A 19,191-nucleotide genomic window follows, 5' to 3' on the forward strand; every position below is an offset into this window, starting at 1 on the left:
AGGACCTCGGGGGCGTTCGGTTAACTGCGGGAGCGTGCCGTCAGCTCAATGTGTTCGGTTGGGATCGGAAATCAACCAGCGCCGCCGATGGGATGTTCATCGACGGCGCTTGCGTGATTTCTGCCAGTTGACGTTCCGCGAGGCGAGACGTTTGTGCGGAGCGGGTGAAAAGCCCTGCCATTACATGCTTTTACCTGCGGCGGCGCCTGCTTGGCACAGGCCACGATGCGCGGCGGGGCGCCAGGGCGGGTGCTACTTCACGACGAGGATGTCGCAGTCGGTATTGCGAAGCAGGAACGTCGAGATGGAGCCGAGCAGCGCGTACTTGATGCTTGAGAGGCCGCGTGCTCCGCAAAGTACGAGGTCAGGCTTAATGACGTCGAGCAACTCCTCCTTGAGGGTCTCGCGAATGCGACCGGTCCTTACCTGAACCTCGACCTTCGGGATGTGGTCGTTCGCCTTTGCCTCGGCAACGAGGGGCTCGATGGACTCGCGGAATGCCTTGTCCATGCCGGGAATGAGGTCTGACGGGAAGGCGCCGGCGGTCTCGAGGACCGTGGAGTCGATGACGTGGCCGATGTATAGCTCTGCGCCGTTGTTTGCCGCCACGACGATGGCGCGGCTGAGCACCTTGTCCTGCTGTTCAGAACCATCGAGTGAGACGAATACCTTCTTGTAACCAATGTCGTTGAGGGTTGCCATGACGTACCTCGTTTCTCTGGATGGGGTCCCCTGTGAGCCCCGGCCGGGCATAGAGGTGTTCCGCGTCCGGTCATGCCCTAGGTATACCCATGCTGAGGAATCTCGAGCGGATCGTGGACGCGCGGGCGAATGCGTCGGTGGACGGCGACCGTATGCAATTCTGTACGCTTGGGGCGGCTAAGCATGTCATAGGCGTACTGCGCGCCAACACGTGCGCCCCACGCCAACGCGTGCCTCGCTTGGTTCCGCGGGCGAATCGGCTGCGTCTGGTTCTGTGGGGTTTGTCACATCGGGCGTCCGATGGACGCCTCGCTCGTTCGGCGCATCATAATCAGTGACGTAGTTCCCACCTCGACAACGCTTCGCGTCTGGTTGCCTGCTCGCCTTGGCAGCGCCATCCGGGCGGCATCCACCCCGGCGATGACGTCCCGTTCGGTGGCGCCGCGCGCCCGCTTCGGCGTGCCAGTTGTGCCAACCGCAGCCACGTGATCAATCGCAGCGCCCCGCCGCGCTCAAATCGAAAGGTCCTGAATGATCCCCATGAACCCCATCGACCTGCTCAAATCCGCCTTCCTTGGTCTGGTCGAGGGCATCACCGAGTGGCTACCCATCTCCTCGACCGGCCACATGATCTTGGTCGACGAGTTCGTGAAGCTGAACGTCACCGAAGAGTTCTGGAACATGTTCCTCGTCGTTATTCAGCTGGGTGCGATTCTCTCCGTCTGCGTGCTGTACTTCCATCAGCTCAACCCCTTTAGCCCAAGCAAGGGCAAGGAGGGCCGTCGCGCCACTTGGAGCCTCTGGGGCAAGATCGTCGTGGGTTGCATCCCCGCAGCAGTCATCGGACTGCCGCTCGACGACTTCATGGACGAGCACTTCCACAACTCCTATGTGGTTGCTGGTGCCCTCATCGTCTATGGCATCGCGTTCATCCTGATCGAGAACTGGCGCGCGCGCCGTCGTTCCGAGATGGTTGCCGAGCGCCCTCACGGTGCGCACTTTGCCCCCGGCGTGACCGATGACCTTGCCGAGAAGGACTCCGACTTCGGTGCTATTGCGAGTGTCGATGAGGTCACGTACAAGACGGCGATCGGCATCGGCTGCTTCCAGGTCCTCTCGCTCGTGCCGGGCACGTCGCGCTCGGGATCCACGATCATCGGCGGCCTGCTGCTTGGCTGCACGCGTGCCGTGGCGGCGGAGTTCACGTTCTTCCTCGCCATTCCTGTCATGTTCGGCGCGAGCTTGCTCAAGATCGTCAAGTTCGCGCTCAAGGGCGCCGCGATGAGCGCCAACGAGTGGGGGATCATGCTGGTGGGCCTTGTCGTGGCGTTCGTGGTGTCGCTCGTTGCAATCAAGTGGCTTACGGGCTTCGTGCGCAAGCATGACTTCAAGGTCTTCGGCTGGTACCGCATCGTTCTCGGCGTGGTCGTGCTCGCGTTCTTCCTCGTGATTGCCCCGGCGCTTGGCATCGCATAGGGGTCGCGTGTTCGCGGGTGGCAATTTGTCGGAGTGTATACTGGGGCCAATACTCCGATGACCAAGGAGGGTCCCATGTTTTGTCCTAAGTGCGGAGCCCAGCTCCCTGACGGCTCTAGGTTCTGCGCGAGCTGCGGCTCTCAGATTAGCGGTGCTCCCGCCCCTGCCGCCGCTCCTCAGGCTGGCTATGTTCCTCCTGTCCAGCCCATCAAGCCCAGCATTGCCGTTTCGGGCCTTGCGACGAACGACCTCGGCATGCTTGCGTCCGTCGTCGCTGCCTTCGTGGGCATCGTGGCGTTCTTCATGCCCATCATCTCGCTGAGCGTCTTTGGTTCCACCACCACGTTGAGTGCCATGCAGATGACCTTCGGCGCTACGGTCTATGGCATGAGCATGGACGGCGAGTTCGCAAACATCCTGTTCCTCGTTATTCCGGTCATCGCGCTTGTTGTCTCCCTTCTTGTGAAGGGCAAGTCCGGCGCGATCGCTCGCATCGTCGTCGCCGTGGTCCTTCTTGGCTTCGTCTTCGCCTGGAAGGGTCAGGTCGATGACCAGGGCTATGGCTTCTTCGCCATGGAGATTGCCTTTAACCTCTTCGTTCTCTCTGGTGCCGCCGTCGCCGTTGGCGGAGTCCTGTCGATGCTGAAGAAGTAACAGGCGTGCTGTTCGCAAGTAGCTCTAAATAGGCCGGCCCGGGCGGTAAGTCCCGGGCCGGCCTTTGTTTTGAAGTCTGGCTGAGTCACGCGTAAGGCTCGGCAATTCTTCCCGCTGCGATGCAGGGGCGGAGTGGTTGGCCGTAGGAGCGCAACGGCTTGCCGGCACGGCATCATGGCTTGCGCGCGGGGCATGGCGCGTGCGAATAACGGGTTTGCGCGCACAGTGTGTTTTGGGGCCGCAACGAAAAAGCGCGGGCCTGTCCGGGTCCTAGTTCACGGCGTTGGTGGGCGTGCGGCCCTCGATCAAAATCTCGGAGCAGGAGTCGAGCGACATGCTCGCGAGCGCGAGGGTGCTCTCGCGCGAGAGGTAGGCCGAGTGCGGCGTCGTCACGCAGCGCGGATGCTCGATGAGCCAGCGGTTGAGGTTGTCCGTGCCGTCGTTCTCGCCTGCGAGGGTGTCGAGCCCCGCCGCCGTGATGCCGCGCTCTCCATCGCTGGCGATGCTCTCATCCAACGCCGCCACGAGCGCGTCTTCGTCCACGACCTCACCTCGGGCGGTGTTGATGAGATACGCGCTCGGCTTCATGAGGGCGAGCTCGCGCTTGCCGATAAGCCCCTCCGTCTCGGGGATGAGCGGGCAGTGGAGGCTCACGACGTCGGACTGGGCGAGGAGGTCGTCGAGGGTCTCGGCCTTTTCGACGCCAAACTCTGCGAGGGTCTCGGCGCTCTTCGTGGGTGCCCATGCGACGACGCGCATGCCCAGGCCGCGGGCCATGGGAGCGAGCGCCTGAGCGATGTGTCCAAAGAACACGAGACCCAGGGTCTTTCCTGAGGCGCGCGTGGTGGGGTAGCCCTCCACGGGGTCCCAGCCACCCTCGAACATGGAGCGGTTCTGGAACGTGATCTTGCGGAAGAGGTCGAGCATGAGGCCGAGGGCGTGCGTCGCCACGTCTTCGGCGCAGTAGCCGGGGCAGTTCGTGACCGTGACGCCGTGCTTGCGGAGTGCGGCGAGGTCCATGTGATTGGTGCCGATGGACATGCTCGCGACGAGCTTCACACCGGCGGCTTCCATGAGCGCCGCGCACTCGGCGTCGACGGGCATGAACTCGCCGATGACGGCTTCCATGCCGTCGAGCTCCTCGGCGGTGGGGGAGCAGTAGGGCGCGTGAACGCAATCGACGAGGTCGATGGCGTCGGCGTAGGGCTTCTGGGAAAGGACCTTGTGTCCAAAGTCGAGGTATTCGGGGAGGGCGTAGTAGAGGACTCGATGTCTGGGCATGGCGTTCCTTTCGTCGCAAAGAAATGCGGGATTAGTCAGCATCTGTCCATTCTAGGCGCTTTGAGTTTCTGTCCGCGGTCGCGGTTAGACTAGGAACGATTAATCTCGCGACGCGGTTCGTTCTGGCTTCGCGGCTGGGGTCTTCGCCCCGGTCTCGCCATCGGGTTTCCGCGCGCATGACCAGGGAGACTACGTATGACGCAAGGACCAGCCAAGAGAAGCGCCCGCGACCTGACGTTGCCTAGCTTTGTCACGGGAGCGCAGGTCGCCGGCGCGCAGCCCGCGGCCACGAAGCCCGTTGCGCCCGTGACCGAACAGCTCTTCTCGATTCCCGCCGCGGCTCCGGCGGTGGCTGCGACGACGGTTCCGGCGCCCGCTCCGGCCCCCGCCTCCGCACCGGTCCCGGCGCGCCCGCGCTGGACGCCACCCGCGGTGACGATCGACCTCGCGAGCCTCAATCCCGCCCAGCGCGAGGCCGCGGAGTGTACGCATGGTCCGCTGCTCGTGCTTGCTGGTGCCGGCTCGGGCAAGACACGCGTGCTCACCTACCGCATCGCCCACATGATCGCGGACGAGGGCGTGCGCCCCTGGCAGATTCTCGCCATCACGTTCACCAACAAGGCGGCAAAGGAGATGCGTGAGCGTCTCGACGCCCTGCTGCCGGGCGGCACGCGCGGCATGTGGGTGTGCACCTTCCACGCCATGTGCGTCCGCATCCTCCGCGATGATGCGGATAAGCTGGGCTACACCTCCAACTTCACCATTTATGATGACGATGACTCGAAGCGCCTCGTGAAGCAGATCATGGGCGACCTCAACATCGAGCCCAAGCAGTTCCCGCTCAATGGCATTCGCTCTCGCATCTCTAGCGCCAAGAATGCCCTCGTTCTGCCTGATGAGTTCGAGGGGCTTGCTAACACACCGCCCCTTCAGGCGACGGCTCGCGTCTATCGCGAGCTGCAGTCTCGCCTTGAACGCGCGAACGCTATGGACTTCGATGATCTGCTCATAAACGCCCACAAGCTGCTTCGTGACCATCCGGATGTCCTGGCCAAGTACCAGCAGCGCTTTGTGCAGATCAGCGTGGACGAGTACCAGGACACCAACCACGTCCAGTACGAGATCACGAACATGCTCGCCGCGAGCCAACGCAACCTTATGGTCGTCGGTGATGATGACCAGTCCATTTATAGCTGGCGTGGCGCGGATATCCAGAACATCCTCGATTTCGAGAAGGACTATCCGGATGCCAAGGTCGTGAAGCTGGAGGAGAACTACCGCTCAACCGGCCATATCCTCAACGCCGCAAACGCCGTTGTCGCCAACAACAGCCGTCGCAAGGAGAAGCGCCTCTTCACCTCGCGTGGGGACGGCGAGCTCGTGCAGGCCTACCAGGCGAGCGACGAGCGCGACGAGGGCCGCTGGATCGGTGCCCAGATCGAGAAGATCCACTCCGCCGGTACGAGCTACGACGACATGGCGGTCTTCTACCGCACCAACGCCCAGAGCCGCATCCTCGAAGACATGCTGCTCCGTGCCGGTGTCCCGTACAAGATCGTGGGCGGCACGCGCTTCTTCGACCGTGCGGAGATTCGTGACGTCACGGCCTATCTCAAACTCGTGGTGAATCCCGCGGATGACGTGAGCGCCCTGCGCGTGGTCAACACGCCGCGCCGCGGCATTGGCTCGACGAGCGTGGCGAAGATCCAGAGCTACGCCCTGGTCAACGGCATGCCGTTTTTGGCCGCCTGCCAGGCTTGCGTTGCGGAGGAGGGCCTCCTCACGGCGAAGGTCAGGGGAGCGCTTGCCCAGTTCACGGGCGTGATTGAGGCTGCGCGCCACAAGTCCGGAGAACTTGCGCGCGTGATCGAGTCCATCGTTGATGACGCCGGCCTCATCAATGCGCTCGAGGCCGAGCACACCATTGAGGCGGATGGCCGTATCGAGAACATCCGCGAGTTCCTTGGCGTTGCCCAGGAGTTCGACGAGACTCACGACGACGTGGCGGAGACCCTCGAGAGCCTGGCGCAGTTGCGCGAGGCTGGCATGATCGACGCCGTGGGAGAGATGCCTGCTGCCGTCCCCGTCGCTCAACCGACTGACCCCAGCGTGACGGTTGCCGCCGAGAAGCTTCCCGCCTTCATGGAGTGGCTCGCCCTCCGTAGTGACCTCGACGCCCTTGCGGGTTCGAGCAGCGCGGTGACGATGATGACGGTGCACTCCGCCAAGGGCCTGGAGTTCCCCGTCGTGTTCGTTGCCGGCATGGAGGAGGGTATCTTCCCGCACGCTGGTCACGAGGATGACCCGTCCGGCGTCGAGGAGGAGAGGCGCCTTGCCTACGTCGCCATCACGCGCGCGGAGCGCCAGCTCTTCCTCACCTACGCCGCAACGCGTCGCACCTATGGCTCCACCACGGCGAATCCGCCGAGCCGCTTCCTCCGCGAGATTCCTGAGCAGGACATCCAGCTCGTGGGTGTCGGCTCGGACGGCTTCTCGGGCGTTGGCTGGGAGAAGCGCGGAGATCGCCGCGGCACGTATGGCAGCGGCACGGAGGCCTATGGCGGCGCGGTGTTCGGCTCCGCCACGCGCTCCGCTGGCGGCAATGCGCAGAATCGTGCGGGTGGCATGAGCTTCCGCTCCGCGAGCGAGGGCTTTGGTGGCCGCAGCGCCTCTGGCATCTCATCCGGCTCTGGTCTGCCCCTCTCCGCTCTGGGCGGACGTGGATCTGGTCCACGCACCTTTGGTTCCGACGGCTTTGACGCGGTGGGATCTGGTCGCGTGTTCGGCTCTGGTCGTGCGGCGGCTCCTGCGGAGGATCCGTTTGCCCAGAACCCGTCTGGTGGCATCAAGCGCGATGCGGCCAAGGCATCCGAGGGCTTTGCCAAGGGAGACAAGGTCTCGCACAAGACCTTCGGTCCCGGCGTGGTCCTCTCTGCCTCGGGCGATGTCGTCGAGGTTAAGTTCACACGAACGGGCAAGATCAAGAAGCTTATGAAGGGCTTCGCGCCCATCGTCAAGATCGAGGGATAGCTATGGAAGAGGTCACGTTCCTCGGCATGCCGATGCCGGGCCTTATCGCTCGCGTGGTGACGCTCGGTGTCGCCGCGTTGGTGGCTGCCGGGCTTTCGCACGTGGTCACACGCGCTCTGCGTCGTGCGCTCGAGCACACGAACGTGCCGAGTGCCTCCATCTTCGTGAACCTCGCCCGTGCTCTCGTGTGGGCATTCGCCCTGCTCTCGGTGCTGCAGCCCGTGTTTGGCATCGCGCCCACGGCCTTCGTGACCGCCCTGGGCGTGACTTCCCTCGTCATTTCGTTCGGTATGCAGGACACGGTCTCTAACGTTATCGGGGGCCTCGGCCTTATGGCTGGCAAGGTGGTTCAGCCCGGCGACTTCGTCGAGGTCTCGGGTTTTAAGGGTGAGGTGGTTGACGTCAACTGGCGCAGCACCACCGTTCGTGACCGCTTGGGAAACGAGCAGGTGATTCCCAATTCCGTCCTCAACAAGACCGCGCTCACACGCAGGGCGGCGGCGTCGGGCTCGCTGTGCGAGATGGACGTCGTGGTCGCGCACGGATCAGACCTCGACACCGTGCGCGCGGACATCCTCGGCGCAGTATCTGAGATGACCAATCTCCTCCGTGCCGATTGCGAGGCATACGCGCGCTTCGTGGGCTCGGATGCGTATGGAATCCAATGCGTGATCGGTCTTTACTTGGCAGATGGCGTGGCTCCTACGCTGGGCGAGGACGCCCTGATGAGTCGCATCTCCGCTTGTGATTGGATCGCGCGCGCCGCATAGAAGCTTGCTTTTCGCGTTGTCGGTGCGTCGCAACATAGAAGCCTGCTTCCCGCGGTGTCGATGCGTCACAAGGCTTTCGAATGAAAAGGGGCTCCCGTCCAGCTGGTGGACGGGAGCCCCTTGTGCTAGAAGCGGGGGTTTGGAGAGCGGTTACTCGACGGAGAGGGTGAAGTCGGTGCCGTTGTCAGACTCGATGTCGAAGTCGCCCTTCGAGCCTTCCCAGGTGAGGTCGTGGCTGAAGCCGCCGTCGGCATCGTCTACGTCGTAGTTCGAGGAGAGCGGATTGGCGGTGTTGGCCTCGCTGGAAGTTGTGCCCCAGAAGTATGCGAACTCGTAGGTGCCCTTGCCACCCTCATCGATCTCGAACATGGAGCTGCGCACATAGTAGGGATAGGTGGGATCGCTCGCGTCATAAGCGGTCACGATCATCATCCACTTGTCCCAGGGCTTGGAGGCCGTGGCGCCCTTGGGAGCGACGATCTTGCAGGTCTTCTGCTCGCAGCTGCTGAAGAGAGAGGTGCCCCAGTCACCCCAGCTGATGTCCTTCAGGGTGTAGATCACGTTGTCGCCGTCGGTCTCGGTGGAGTCGATGGTGCCAGTGACCTTCTCGTCCTGGTCGATGACGGTGATGGTGTTTTCGTCCTCGTCCATCTCGATGCAGAACTCGTGGTTGTAGCCGTTGCCGGAAAGATCGAGCTCAGACCAGGAGCCGCCCTTGCCAAACATGGGCACGATGACGAGTGCGATGACGGCGACGAGCACGACGGCCGCGATGCCGATGATCAGCGGGGTCTTGCTCTTCTTCGCGGGTGGGACAGCACCTGCGCCGGGCGTCGGGGCGGCGTAGTTGACCTGCGGCGCGGGCGGAACCGGAGAGCCGTAATTGGCCTGGGGAGCCGGCGGAACCGGCGCGGCGGCAGGGGGAACCGGCGCGGCGGCAGGGGCGGGAGCCGGTGGAACCGGCGCGGCGGTGGGCACGGGGGTCGGTATGGGAGCGGCCTGAGGGGCCTCGTTTACGGGCGTGGGAATAGGCGCTGCGGCCGGCTCGGGCACGGGCGTGGGAGGCACGGGAGCGGGCGGCACAACCGGCTCGGGAGTGGGAGTCGCAACCGGCTCGGGCACGGGTGCTGGCTCGGGCGCGGGTGCAGGAGGCACGGGCGCGGGAGCAGGTGCCGGAGCCGCGGCAATCGGGCTGCCGCAGTGGGTGCAGAACTTGGAGCCATCAGGGACTTGGGCTCCGCAATTGGTGCAAAACATATGTCCTCCTTAGGTTGGCCTGGTCGTCGAGGCGATTCGATCCCCATAAGCACAGTTTAAGAGATATGAAGGCCTTGTGAACACGCCATTCGCCGAGATGCGGGAGGGACTCGAGATTCGGTGTTGCGCGGTATTTCTGTCTCACATAAGAGCGCTATCATGGGTGCGTCGTTGCTCCTGTTGGGAGCCTGTTGGAAGGATCATTGGCATGGGTTTTCTCGATAGCCTTCAGAGCTCGGTCAACAGTGCTACGGCAGCCGCTGGCCGCGCCACCTCAACTCTCAAGCTAAAGAGCCAGATGAACGAGGCCCTGAAGCGTCGTCAGGGCTATGCCGCCCAGCTCGGTGCCAGCCTCTATGAGGCGACGAAGGATAACCCCGAGCTGCGCGCTGGTCGTGAGGCGCTCTTTGACAGCATTGCCGCGTGCGACGCGGAGCGTGCCCAGCTCCAGGCTCAGATCGACCAGATCGAGGCGGAGGCTGCCGCTGCTGAGGCTGCCGCCTCTTACTACGTCTGCCCGTTCTGCCACTCTCGCGTGGGTGCCACCGATCTGTTCTGCATGGGCTGCGGCAAGCCCATGGCGGAGATTCAGGCTGCTCTTGCTCAGCAGCAGGCCGCTGCCGCTCCCGCTCCTCAGCCTCAGGCTGCTGGGGCCGTGTGCCCGCAGTGCGGTGCCCCGGTCAATCCTGGCGACGCCTTCTGCATGTCCTGCGGCTGCAAGCTCGGTGCTCCCGCGCCTGCGCCCGCACCCGCTCCCATGTCGATTCCCGATCCGGTCTCTGCCGCCCCAATCCCCGAGCCGGTCTTCTCTGCTCCCGTCGAGACGACAGACCCCGCGCCCGAGGCCACGGAGGAGTAGCTTCGAGCTCCCCGGCATCTTTCTGTAATCGCTAATGCATCGACGCCCGCCTCCGAAGGGAGACGGGCGTCGATTCGTTTGGCTCAAGCGCGTGTCTGCGCTCCAAATGGCTCCCGGCTACAGCTCGTTCACGCGTCCGCTCGGGCGCTCGCCGGCAATGCTCGCGAGCGCGTCCTGGAGCGCATGCCTGCGGGCGGAGCGCGACGGCGACTGACTGTTCACGAAGGGCAGGCGAGAGAGGAGCGCTCGATTGGCGGCATGGGTGACCCAGATCTCGGCACGAGTGGCGGCTTCGACGTCGACCTCCGCCTTATCGTCAAGGATGACCACGGCGGAGAGGTCGGGGTGAGACTCGAGAAGGTCGCTGCTCATCTCGCCGGATTCGAGTACGACGACATCCACGTCCTGAAGCGGGTCCGGCGCCGGCTCAGCCGTGGCATCGGCGTTGTCGGCGTTGAGTGCAGAAACTTGGGCGATCGTCACGCCGCGCTTGCCCCACTCCTCGAGCAGGTCGTGCTCATAGGAGAGGTCAGTTGACGAGCCAACATAGAGAATGGTGCGCATGATGTCTCCGCTCAGGTCGAGTGTATGTCATAAGCCTAAGCGGACAAGGTTGCCTCATGGTTACGCCCGTGACAAAGCGTCGTTACGGGGCGGGGCGGCGTGGTGGTGGGAGTGCACTCCTCCTTACGCCTGGGAAAGACGGCCGAGGGGTGCTGGGCCGCGCGTCAGCAAGGCGTTGGGAGCATGCACCCGAACGTGTGCTCAATGCGGTGGAAGTGTGATAGCCCGGGCGCGTCTCCTGCGGTATCCTCGTGAGCATATTGCGGGAGCGAGAGGTGGCGCTATGGCTAAGGTGACGCTGAAGGACATCGCCAGAGAGGTGGGGCTCTCTGTCACGTCCGTGTCGCTCGTCCTGAACAATCGCCCGTGCAAAATCAGCGAGGCGAGTCGCCAACGCATCCTCGAGACGGCGCGCCGCAAGGGCTATATCCCCAATCAGATCGCCCGAAGCCTCGTCATGCAGCATACGAACACCATCGGCCTCATCATCCCCAACATCGAGAGCCGCTTCTTCGCGTCACTTGCAAAGAACATCGAGCTCAGGTGCCGCGAAAGGGGCTACGCCCTAATCATTACGAATTCCGACGATAGCCCGGAAAACGATGCCAAGCTCGTTCGCCTGCTCGTGAACCGCGGCGTTGACGGCCTCCTTATCGTCGTTTCGGACGAGTTCGCCACTGACGAGCACCTCCTCGCGGACCTCTCGCACCTTCCCACGCCCTTCGTCATGGTCGACCGTTTCATCGAGGGCCTGTTCTGCGACAAAGTTCGCTTCAACAACGAACTGGGTGGCTATTTGGCGACGCGCCATCTGCTTGACCAAGGTCACGAGAAGATCGCCTGCATCGTGAATCCAAACTCCAACACTGGCCGCGAGCGCTTTGACGGCTATTCCCGCGCGCTGGGGGAGGCGGGCATCCGGGTGCGCCGAGACTACGTACTCAGCAGCGATTACTACATTTCCAGCGCCTATGAGGCGGCGGGCCGCCTCGTGAAGACGGATGCCACGGCGGTATTTGCGAGCTCGGACAACATCGCCCTTGGGCTGCTCAAGCGTCTCTACAGCTTTGACCTGCGCGTGCCGCGCGATTACTCGGTCGTGAGCTATGACAACTCCGCGGCAGACGTGCTGTTCGAGCCGGAGCTCACCTCGATCGAGCAGAACGTGCCGGAGCTCTCCGGCGCCGCGCTCGAACTCCTCTTCCGGCGCATCGAGGAGTCTGAGACGGGTGAGCTGGGCGGCCCGGATGAGGTCGTCCTCAACCCGAAGCTCGTCCTAAAGGACAGCGTTCGTAGGCTCTAGTAAAGGACAGCGACGTAGGTTCTAGCTACCCATATGTGGTGACGTCATGGTGACCTCGTAAGCCACGCGTCAGCTCCGTGCAAGCTAAGCCCACAAAACGGTTAATTCTGTAACTAAGGCACTACCGTCCGCGGGTATAACACTACCGTTCGCGGAGTTAAACGGTTAGGCCGCTTGTAAGTAATTCAAATTCCTCTCCAAGTAAAACGATTTACCCTCATATACTCCGTACCGGTTAGTCAAAGAGGCGTTTCGAGCCAAGCCGGACGGATACCCACGCCCACGCGAAGGCAAAGAAGCGCTACAGCGCCCCGAAAGGGGCAAAGTCGAGCGCGGTCTACCACCGCGCAGGAAGAGGAGAGGCACAATGGCACATCCCGTCATCGGCACCCCCTGGCAGAAGCTCGACGCTCCGGTTCCCGAGCAGGAGCTCGAGGGCATCGAGAAGTACTGGCGCGCTGCGAACTACCTGTCCGTCGGCCAGATCTACCTCCGTTCCAACCCGCTTATGCGCAAGGACTGGGTTGACGAGAAGACCGGCGAGACCCGTGACTTCGGTCGTCCCGACGTCAAGCACCGTCTCGTTGGCCACTGGGGCACCACGCCGGGCGTGAACTTCCTGTTCGGTCACGTGAACCGCCTCATCGCCGACCACAAGCAGAACGCCGTCTTCCTCATGGGCCCCGGTCACGGTGGACCTGCCGGCACCGCTCAGTCCCTGCTTGACGGCACCTACTACGACATCCGTCCGGACATCACCAACGACGAGGCTGGCCTCCAGAAGTTCTTCCGTCAGTTCTCTTACCCCGGCGGCATCCCCTCTCACTACGCTCCTGAGACCCCGGGCTCCATCCACGAGGGCGGCGAGCTGGGTTACACCCTGTCCCACGCTTACGGCGCCATCATGGACAACCCGAGCCTCCTCGCTGTCGCCGTCGTCGGCGACGGTGAGTCCGAGACTGGCCCGCTTGCCACCTCTTGGCAGTCCAACAAGCTCGTGAACCCCAAGACCGACGGCATCGTCCTCCCGATCCTGCACCTCAACGGCTACAAGATCGCCAACCCGACGATTCTCTCCCGCATCTCTGACGAGGAGCTCACCGAGTTCTTCGAGGGCATGGGCTATGATCCGCACTTCTTCGTTGCCGGCTTCGACAACGAGTCCCACATCTCCATCCACGCTCGCTTCGCTGCCCTGCTCGAGGAGGTCTTCAACCAGATCTGCGACATCAAGGCTGCTGCCGAGGCTGGCGACGAGACCCGTCCGGTCTACCCGATGATCGTCTTCCGCACCCCGAAGGGCTGGACCTGCCCGAAGCACATCGACGGCAAGAAGACCGAGGGCTCTTGGCGTGCCCACCAGGTGCCGCTGGCTTCCGCCAAGGACACCCACGAGCACTTCCGCGTCCTGCGTGGTTGGCTCAAGTCCTACAAGCCGGAGGAGCTCTTCGACGAGAAGGGCGCCATCCGTCCCGAGGTGACCGCCTTCATGCCCGAGGGTGACCTCCGCATCGGTGCTAACCCGAACGCCAACGGCGGCCTTGTCCGTGAGGACCTCGTCCTCCCCGACATCCACGCCCACGAGGTTCCGGTTGCCGAGAAGGGCCACGGCTGGGGCTCCACCGAGGCTGCCCGCGTCTTCGGTGCCTACACCGCTGACGTCCTCGCCAACAACATGGAGAACTTCCGCATCTTTGGCCCGGACGAGACCGCTTCCAACCGTCTCCAGGACGCCTACAAGTACACCGTCAAGCAGTGGGAGGGCGGCTTCTACGCCGACGCTGACAACGACGAGCTCCTCGCCCCGCAGGGCAAGGTCGTCGAGCAGCTCTCCGAGCACCAGTGCGAGGGCTTCCTCGAGGCTTACGTCCTCACCGGCCGTCACGGTGTCTGGAGCTCCTACGAGTCCTTCATCCACGTCGTCGACTCCATGGTGAACCAGCACTGCAAGTGGCTCGAGGCCACCGTCCGTGAGATTCCTTGGCGCAAGCCCATCGCCGGCCTCAACATCCTGCTCTCCAGCCACGTCTGGCGTCAGGACCACAACGGCTTCTCCCACCAGGACCCGGGCTTCGTCGACCTGCTCCTCAACAAGGCCAACGACACCCACGTCGTCAACGCCTACTACCCCTGCGACGCCAACATGGCCCTCGCCGTCGCCGAGCGTTGCTACCAGTCCACGAACTGCGTGAACGCCATCTTCTGCGGCAAGCAGCCCGCCCCGACCTTCCTGACGGTCGACGAGGCCAAGGCCGAGCTCGAGAAGGGTGTCGCCGAGTGGAAGTGGGCCAGCTCTGCTGAGTCCCTCGCTGACGCCGACATCGTCCTCGGCACCTGCGGCGACGTGCCGGCCCTCGAGGCCCTCGCTGCCCTCGACATGCTCAAGGGCGAGGGTGTCAAGGCCAAGTTCGTCAACGTCGTTGACCTCCTGAAGATCCAGAACGCCTCCGAGAACGACCTCGCCATCTCCGACGAGGAGTTCGCCGAGCTCTTCGGCAACGGCGAGAAGCCCGTCCTCTTCGCCTTCCACGCCTACGCCGGCACCATCCGTCGTCTCGTCTGGGATCGTCCGGGCCACGACGCCTGGCACGTCCACGGCTACGAGGAGAAGGGCTCCACGACCACGCCGTTCGACATGCTTCGTCTGAACAACATGGATCGCTGGGCTCTCGCTGCCGACGCTCTCCGCATCATCGATGCCGAGAAGTACGCCGATAAGATCGCCGAGTGGGAGAAGTTCCGTCAGGACGCCTTCCAGTTCGCCGTGGACGAGGGCTATGACGTGCCCGAGTTCACCAGCTGGGTCTGGCCGGACGCCGCCGCTGCCACCGAGGGTGTGCTCTCCGCTACCCAGATGACTGCTGGCGACAACGAGTAGGTCGTCCGCATCGGTTGGCTAGCCCGTCGGCTGGCTGTCTGACAAGTGTTTTCACGGCTCGGGCGAGGTGAGGCCGCCTCATCCGCCCGAGCACACCACACCGGCCCGAAGCTCTGGGGGGAGCTTCGGGCCGGTCTTTTTGTCTAGGAACGCTGCACTTTTGGAGTAGAACGCTCCGCCTTCCAGCTTTGCCCCGATAATAGGCTGCGTTTGATTGCGCGGCCGGATGCGGCCGGCGCCCGGACTTCGCGAGATTTGGGAACCCATGCCGCACGGACTGCACATTCGCCTGCCTAAGAACTTCGTGCTTGAGGAGCGCCTCGAGCGCTATGAGGGCGCCATTGAGCCCAACCCCTACGCGTGGTGCGGCATGTGGGCCTGGGCATGCGCTCCGGTGGGATCGCCGGCCTTTCGCGAGGTTCGCCTCGACCTGGGCTGCGGGCGAGGGTCCTTTACCGTTGAGATGGCACGCCGCGAGCCGGACGTGCTTTTCATCGGCATGGACGCAGAGCCCATCTGCATTGCCTACGCGGCTCAGGCGGGCTGCGAGAGCGGCCTTCCCAACGTTTTGTTCGTGCCGGGAACGGCCATGCGCATCAAGGAGATGTTCGCTCCTGGCGAGCTCGCATGCATTTACCTCAACTTTCCCACGCCGTTCCCGCGCAAGAAGGACTCGCACAAGCGTCTCGTGAACTTTGAGCGGCTCATGGACTACCGAGTCGTGCTGGCGCCCGACGGCGAGGTTCGCCTGCGCACGGACAGCCAGCCTCTGTTCGACTTTGCGCTCACGCAGGTGCCCATCGCGGGCTATGAGCTTGGCTGGAGCAGCCGAGACGCGCGCGCCGAGCGTCCGGACGAGCCTACGAGCGAGTACGAGGTCAAGCTCGGCGGGCGTGGCGCTCGCGTGTGCGCCTATGTGGCCACGCCCGGCCCTGCGCCCGTAAATCCCATGCAGACGGCCGAGGTGAGCCTGGCGGCCTATATCCCGCAAGACCTTGCGAGCTTTGACGGCTACGCGCCGCACGGCATGGAGGCTACGATCCAGAACCTGCGCAACCGCGCCGCCAAGAAGAACGGTGACTGGGCCGACGGCATCACGCTCTAACGCGATGGCGCCGGAGTGGGACCAGGCGGACCCGTCTCCCTTGGTCCCTAGATGCGCTTGATGCTCTGGCGCTGGGCTATTGTGGTGTGCAGCATTGTGATGCAGGGGGCAAGGCGAATGTCCGTCGTCTGCTCGAACAGGCGACGCACGGCCATCTCGCCCATCTTGTGACGTGGCACGTGCACGCTTGAAAGCGTTGGCTGGATCACCTGGCAGAGCTGCTCGTCGTCAAAACCCATCACGGAGACGTCGTCTGGCACGCGGATTCCGTGCGCGTTGAGCGCGCGGATGAGGGCCGCGGCCACGAGGTCGTTGTCGCAGAAGAAGGCCGTGGGCAGTGTGGGATTGTCGTCGAGCCAGGCGCATAGCTCGAGATAGCCCTGCTCGGGGGAGGAGTCCACGAGAATGCGGTTCTTCTCGTCAAAGGGCAGGCACATATCCTCGAGCACGTGGCGGAAGCCCCGCTCACGCTGGGGGAAGTTTTTGATTCGTATGCGGGAGCCCACGTAGCCGATGCGCTCGTGGCCCTTCTCGGCAAGAAGGGCCGTGGCGCGGTAGGCCGCGGGCTCGTTGGCGATCGTGACGCAGTCCAGGGCGAGCTTGTCGCTCCAGCCGTCAAGAACGACGAGCGGCAGGTCGAAGTCCTCGAACAGGGCGTACTCGTCATCGCTGGTCATCTCCGTGGCGAGCAGGATGACGCCGGCGTTGGCATTCTGCGCGAGCTCTGCCACGGTGTCCTTGCGCGTGGAGGGGTTCGTGAGGTCGAGCGTAGTCATGGACGCCTTGAGCGAGAGCGCCTTGGCGCCGCGCTCTATCCCCGCGTAGACGCCGGGGTGGAAGGGGCTCTCGTCAACGATGCGCCCCGTGACGCGTGCGACGGCGAAGATGACGCGCTCAAGCTGGTTTGCGCGGTGGTAGCCCATGCGCTGCACGGCGTCGAGGATGATGCTCGACGCCTTGGCGCCCACGTTGCCCTTCTTGTTCAGGACGTTCGAGACGGTGGCGGGGGAGTATCCAGTGGCCGCGGCTATGTCCCTGATGCTGACTCTGCCCATCTTTCTCCCAATCCTGCGCATCATGGCCAAAGTCGAGCCCGTAGCCGTCGATTGGTTAACGCAAGCGTCGTGTTTGTTTACTTGCAACAAGTATATGGCTCCCTTCCAGGGCTTTATTGAGCGTTTGCGTCTCCACAGCTTATTTACCTGCATCTTAGCAGTGAACAAATTCGGAACTTGATAACGTGCAAAAGAGCAGGTAGCCACCGTTCACTGCAAAATATAGACCATTTGGGATAAAACAATCTGTACTTAAATGTTTAATCCGTTTACAATGGCGGCGACAAGCGGGGAGAGACCTGCCGCGCGCCCCGGGGGCGGGGCTGTGAGCGGGGCAACCGCACAAGGCTGACAAGAAAGGAAGCCATCCATGAAGAAGATCGTCGTCGCCTGCGGCTCGGGCATCGCCACGTCCACGGCCGTCGAGGCCAAGGTCAAGGACCTGCTCGACAACAACGGCCTGAGCGGCCAGTACACCATCACGAAGTGCGCCATCGGCGAGGCTCCCTCCCAGTGCGCCGATGCCGACCTGCTCGTTGCCACCACGGCCGCGCCCGCCGGCATCTCCTGCCCTTACGTGAGCGGCGTGCCGTTCCTCACCACGATCGGCAAGGCTGCGGCCGAGCAGCAGATCCTCGAGGCTCTCAAGTAGTAGTGACCGGCGCTCCGGCGACATCGCCGGTCGCTTGAACGGCGGGAGCCTACGCCCGCCGCACTGTGGGCCCATCCCCTTCTGCCCACAGCGGGACGCTCGCGTGCCCAAAGCTCCATGGGGCACGGGGTGCCCTGGTTTGTTTTTTGCAAGAGAAAGTAAGGAAGGTATTACATGGACGCGATTATCTCGTTCTTCACGTTCCTACAGGGCCTTGGCGTCTCAGTCATGATGCCGATCATCATTACGATCATCGGTTGCTGCCTGGGCGCTGGGTTTGGCAAGAGCCTGAAGGCCGGCCTCATGGTCGGTGTTGGCTTCATCGGCCTGAACCTCGTCATCAACCAGCTGTTCGGCACCTCCATCGGACCTGCCGTCCAGGAGATGATTCACCGCTTTGGCCTGCAGCTCTCCACGATCGACGTGGGCTGGCCCGCCGGTGCCGCAATTGCCCTGGGCACCACGGTTGGCCTCGTCATCATCCCGCTGGCGCTCATCGTCAACCTCATCCTGGTGCTCGCGAACCTCACGCAGACCGTGAACGTGGACATCTGGAACTACTGGCACTACGCCTTCGTGGGCTCGCTCGTCGCCAACATCACGGGCAACATCACGTTTGGCTTTGCCGCCGCCATCATCGACGAGACGATCCTGCTCGTTCTCGCTGATGCCACGGCCAAGGACTGCCAGGAGGCCCTGAACATGCCGGGCGTCTCCATCTCGCAGGGCTTCTCGCTTGCCTACGCCCCGGTTGCCTGGATCCTCAACTGGGTCATCGACCACATCCCGGGCGTGCGTGACATCGACATCGACGTCGAGTCCATGCAGAAGAAGTTCGGCATCTTTGGCGAGCCGCTGTTCATCGGTACCGTCATCGGCCTCATCATCGGCGCCATCGCCTACTTCGACGGCTCCGACATCGCCGGCTCCATCACGAGCATCCTCACCTGCGGCGTCACGCTCGGTGCCGTGCTCGTGCTCATCCCGCGTATGGCCTCCCTGCTCATGGAGGGCCTGCTGCCCATCTCTGAGGCAGCCTCCAACTTCATCCAGAACAAGGTGAAGAACCGCGGCCAGATGTACATCGGCCTCGACTCCGCCATCGCCGTCGGCCACCCCGTCACGCTGTCGCTGGCACTCATCTGCATCCCGCTCATGGTGCTGTTCGCCGTTGTGCTGCAGCCCTTCGGCAACCAGACGCTGCCGTTCGTTGACCTCACTGCCGGCACCTACATGCTCGCCGTGGCCGTGCCCGTCTCCAAGGGCAACGGCTTCCGTGGCCTGGTCATCGGCCTTATCTCCGTCATCATGGCCCTGCTGATCTCCACCGCTCTCGCCCCGCTCATCACGCAGAGCGCCGCCCAGGCCGGCTTCGACATCAGCTCCGCCGTGGGCGCCACCGGCGTTGCTGGTTCCAGCCTCGTCACCGTTCTCTCCGACGGCGGCTCGCCGCTCTCCGGCATCTTCGTGCTGCTGTCTACGATCAACCCGATTGTCGGCCTCGTCGTGACGGCCGTCGTCGCGGTCCTCATGGTCGTCTGGAACCACAAGCGCATCGTCAAGGAGGCCGCCGAGCTCCACGCTGGCGCCTCTGCCCAGGCGTAG

Annotated in this window: 15 protein-coding genes; 10 read left to right on the forward strand and 5 right to left on the reverse strand. The window is 63.5% G+C overall.

Going from position 1 to position 19,191, the window contains the following annotated elements; genetic code table 11:
- Nucleotides 1-252: 252 nt before the first annotated feature.
- Nucleotides 253-702, reverse strand: coding sequence for a universal stress protein (locus ABCN07_RS06740; protein WP_343005955.1), 450 nt, complete (start codon nucleotides 700-702; stop codon nucleotides 253-255).
- 540 nt (nucleotides 703-1,242) lie between these two features.
- Here ABCN07_RS06740 and ABCN07_RS06745 point away from each other — a divergent pair.
- Nucleotides 1,243-2,178 (forward strand): undecaprenyl-diphosphate phosphatase, encoded by a 936-nt coding sequence (locus ABCN07_RS06745; protein ID WP_343005983.1) that lies wholly within the window; start codon nucleotides 1,243-1,245, stop codon nucleotides 2,176-2,178.
- 75 nt (nucleotides 2,179-2,253) lie between these two features.
- A complete protein-coding gene (locus ABCN07_RS06750) occupies nucleotides 2,254-2,832 on the forward strand; it encodes a zinc ribbon domain-containing protein (protein ID WP_343005956.1) in 579 nt (192 codons plus the stop codon).
- A gap of 270 nt (nucleotides 2,833-3,102) precedes the next feature.
- Here the strand turns inward: ABCN07_RS06750 and ABCN07_RS06755 are convergent, their stop codons facing one another.
- A complete protein-coding gene (locus ABCN07_RS06755) occupies nucleotides 3,103-4,113 on the reverse strand; it encodes a C-terminal binding protein (RefSeq protein WP_343005957.1) in 1,011 nt (336 codons plus the stop codon).
- Between the two features lie 195 nt (nucleotides 4,114-4,308).
- Here ABCN07_RS06755 and ABCN07_RS06760 point away from each other — a divergent pair, with 195 nt between their 5' ends.
- On the forward strand, nucleotides 4,309-7,143 hold the full coding sequence (locus tag ABCN07_RS06760) for a UvrD-helicase domain-containing protein (protein WP_343005958.1): 2,835 nt from the start codon (nucleotides 4,309-4,311) through the stop codon (nucleotides 7,141-7,143).
- A 2-nt stretch (nucleotides 7,144-7,145) separates the two neighbouring features.
- A complete protein-coding gene (locus ABCN07_RS06765; protein WP_343005959.1) occupies nucleotides 7,146-7,913 on the forward strand; it encodes a mechanosensitive ion channel domain-containing protein in 768 nt (255 codons plus the stop codon).
- A 150-nt stretch (nucleotides 7,914-8,063) separates the two neighbouring features.
- On the opposite strand, the gene ABCN07_RS06770 is transcribed toward ABCN07_RS06765, so the two are convergent.
- A complete protein-coding gene (locus tag ABCN07_RS06770) occupies nucleotides 8,064-9,170 on the reverse strand; it encodes a zinc ribbon domain-containing protein (protein WP_343005960.1) in 1,107 nt (368 codons plus the stop codon).
- A gap of 208 nt (nucleotides 9,171-9,378) precedes the next feature.
- Here ABCN07_RS06770 and ABCN07_RS06775 point away from each other — a divergent pair, with 208 nt between their 5' ends.
- The gene (locus ABCN07_RS06775) at nucleotides 9,379-10,029 is read left to right on the forward strand and encodes a zinc-ribbon domain-containing protein (RefSeq protein WP_343005961.1); all 651 of its coding nucleotides are present in this window, start codon (nucleotides 9,379-9,381) and stop codon (nucleotides 10,027-10,029) included.
- Between the two features lie 117 nt (nucleotides 10,030-10,146).
- Here ABCN07_RS06775 and ABCN07_RS06780 read toward each other — a convergent pair whose 3' ends face one another.
- Nucleotides 10,147-10,593: a hypothetical protein gene (locus tag ABCN07_RS06780; protein WP_343005962.1), complete on the reverse strand. Its 447-nt coding sequence runs from the start codon at nucleotides 10,591-10,593 to the stop codon at nucleotides 10,147-10,149.
- Between the two features lie 283 nt (nucleotides 10,594-10,876).
- On the opposite strand from ABCN07_RS06780, the gene ABCN07_RS06785 reads away from it, so the two are divergent.
- From ABCN07_RS06785 to ABCN07_RS06795, 3 genes are all read left to right on the forward strand, one after another.
- Nucleotides 10,877-11,896 (forward strand): LacI family DNA-binding transcriptional regulator, encoded by a 1,020-nt coding sequence (locus ABCN07_RS06785; RefSeq protein WP_330030068.1) that lies wholly within the window; start codon nucleotides 10,877-10,879, stop codon nucleotides 11,894-11,896.
- A gap of 367 nt (nucleotides 11,897-12,263) precedes the next feature.
- Nucleotides 12,264-14,774, forward strand: a complete 2,511-nt coding sequence (locus tag ABCN07_RS06790) for a phosphoketolase (RefSeq protein WP_343005963.1) — start codon at nucleotides 12,264-12,266, stop codon at nucleotides 14,772-14,774.
- A 265-nt stretch (nucleotides 14,775-15,039) separates the two neighbouring features.
- Complete coding sequence (locus ABCN07_RS06795; RefSeq protein ID WP_343005964.1) at nucleotides 15,040-15,879, forward strand: methyltransferase domain-containing protein; 840 nt, start codon at nucleotides 15,040-15,042, stop codon at nucleotides 15,877-15,879.
- 47 nt (nucleotides 15,880-15,926) lie between these two features.
- On the opposite strand, the gene ABCN07_RS06800 is transcribed toward ABCN07_RS06795, so the two are convergent.
- Nucleotides 15,927-16,934, reverse strand: a complete 1,008-nt coding sequence (locus tag ABCN07_RS06800) for a LacI family DNA-binding transcriptional regulator (RefSeq protein WP_343005965.1) — start codon at nucleotides 16,932-16,934, stop codon at nucleotides 15,927-15,929.
- A gap of 370 nt (nucleotides 16,935-17,304) precedes the next feature.
- Here ABCN07_RS06800 and ABCN07_RS06805 point away from each other — a divergent pair, with 370 nt between their 5' ends.
- Nucleotides 17,305-17,586, forward strand: a complete 282-nt coding sequence (locus ABCN07_RS06805; RefSeq protein WP_330028194.1) for a PTS sugar transporter subunit IIB — start codon at nucleotides 17,305-17,307, stop codon at nucleotides 17,584-17,586.
- A 174-nt stretch (nucleotides 17,587-17,760) separates the two neighbouring features.
- Complete coding sequence (locus tag ABCN07_RS06810; protein ID WP_343005966.1) at nucleotides 17,761-19,191, forward strand: PTS transporter subunit IIC; 1,431 nt, start codon at nucleotides 17,761-17,763, stop codon at nucleotides 19,189-19,191.

The organism is Collinsella sp. 1033st1_E11_1033SCRN_220408, from assembly GCF_039062465.1.
In the GTDB taxonomy this organism is placed as follows: domain Bacteria; phylum Actinomycetota; class Coriobacteriia; order Coriobacteriales; family Atopobiaceae; genus Parolsenella.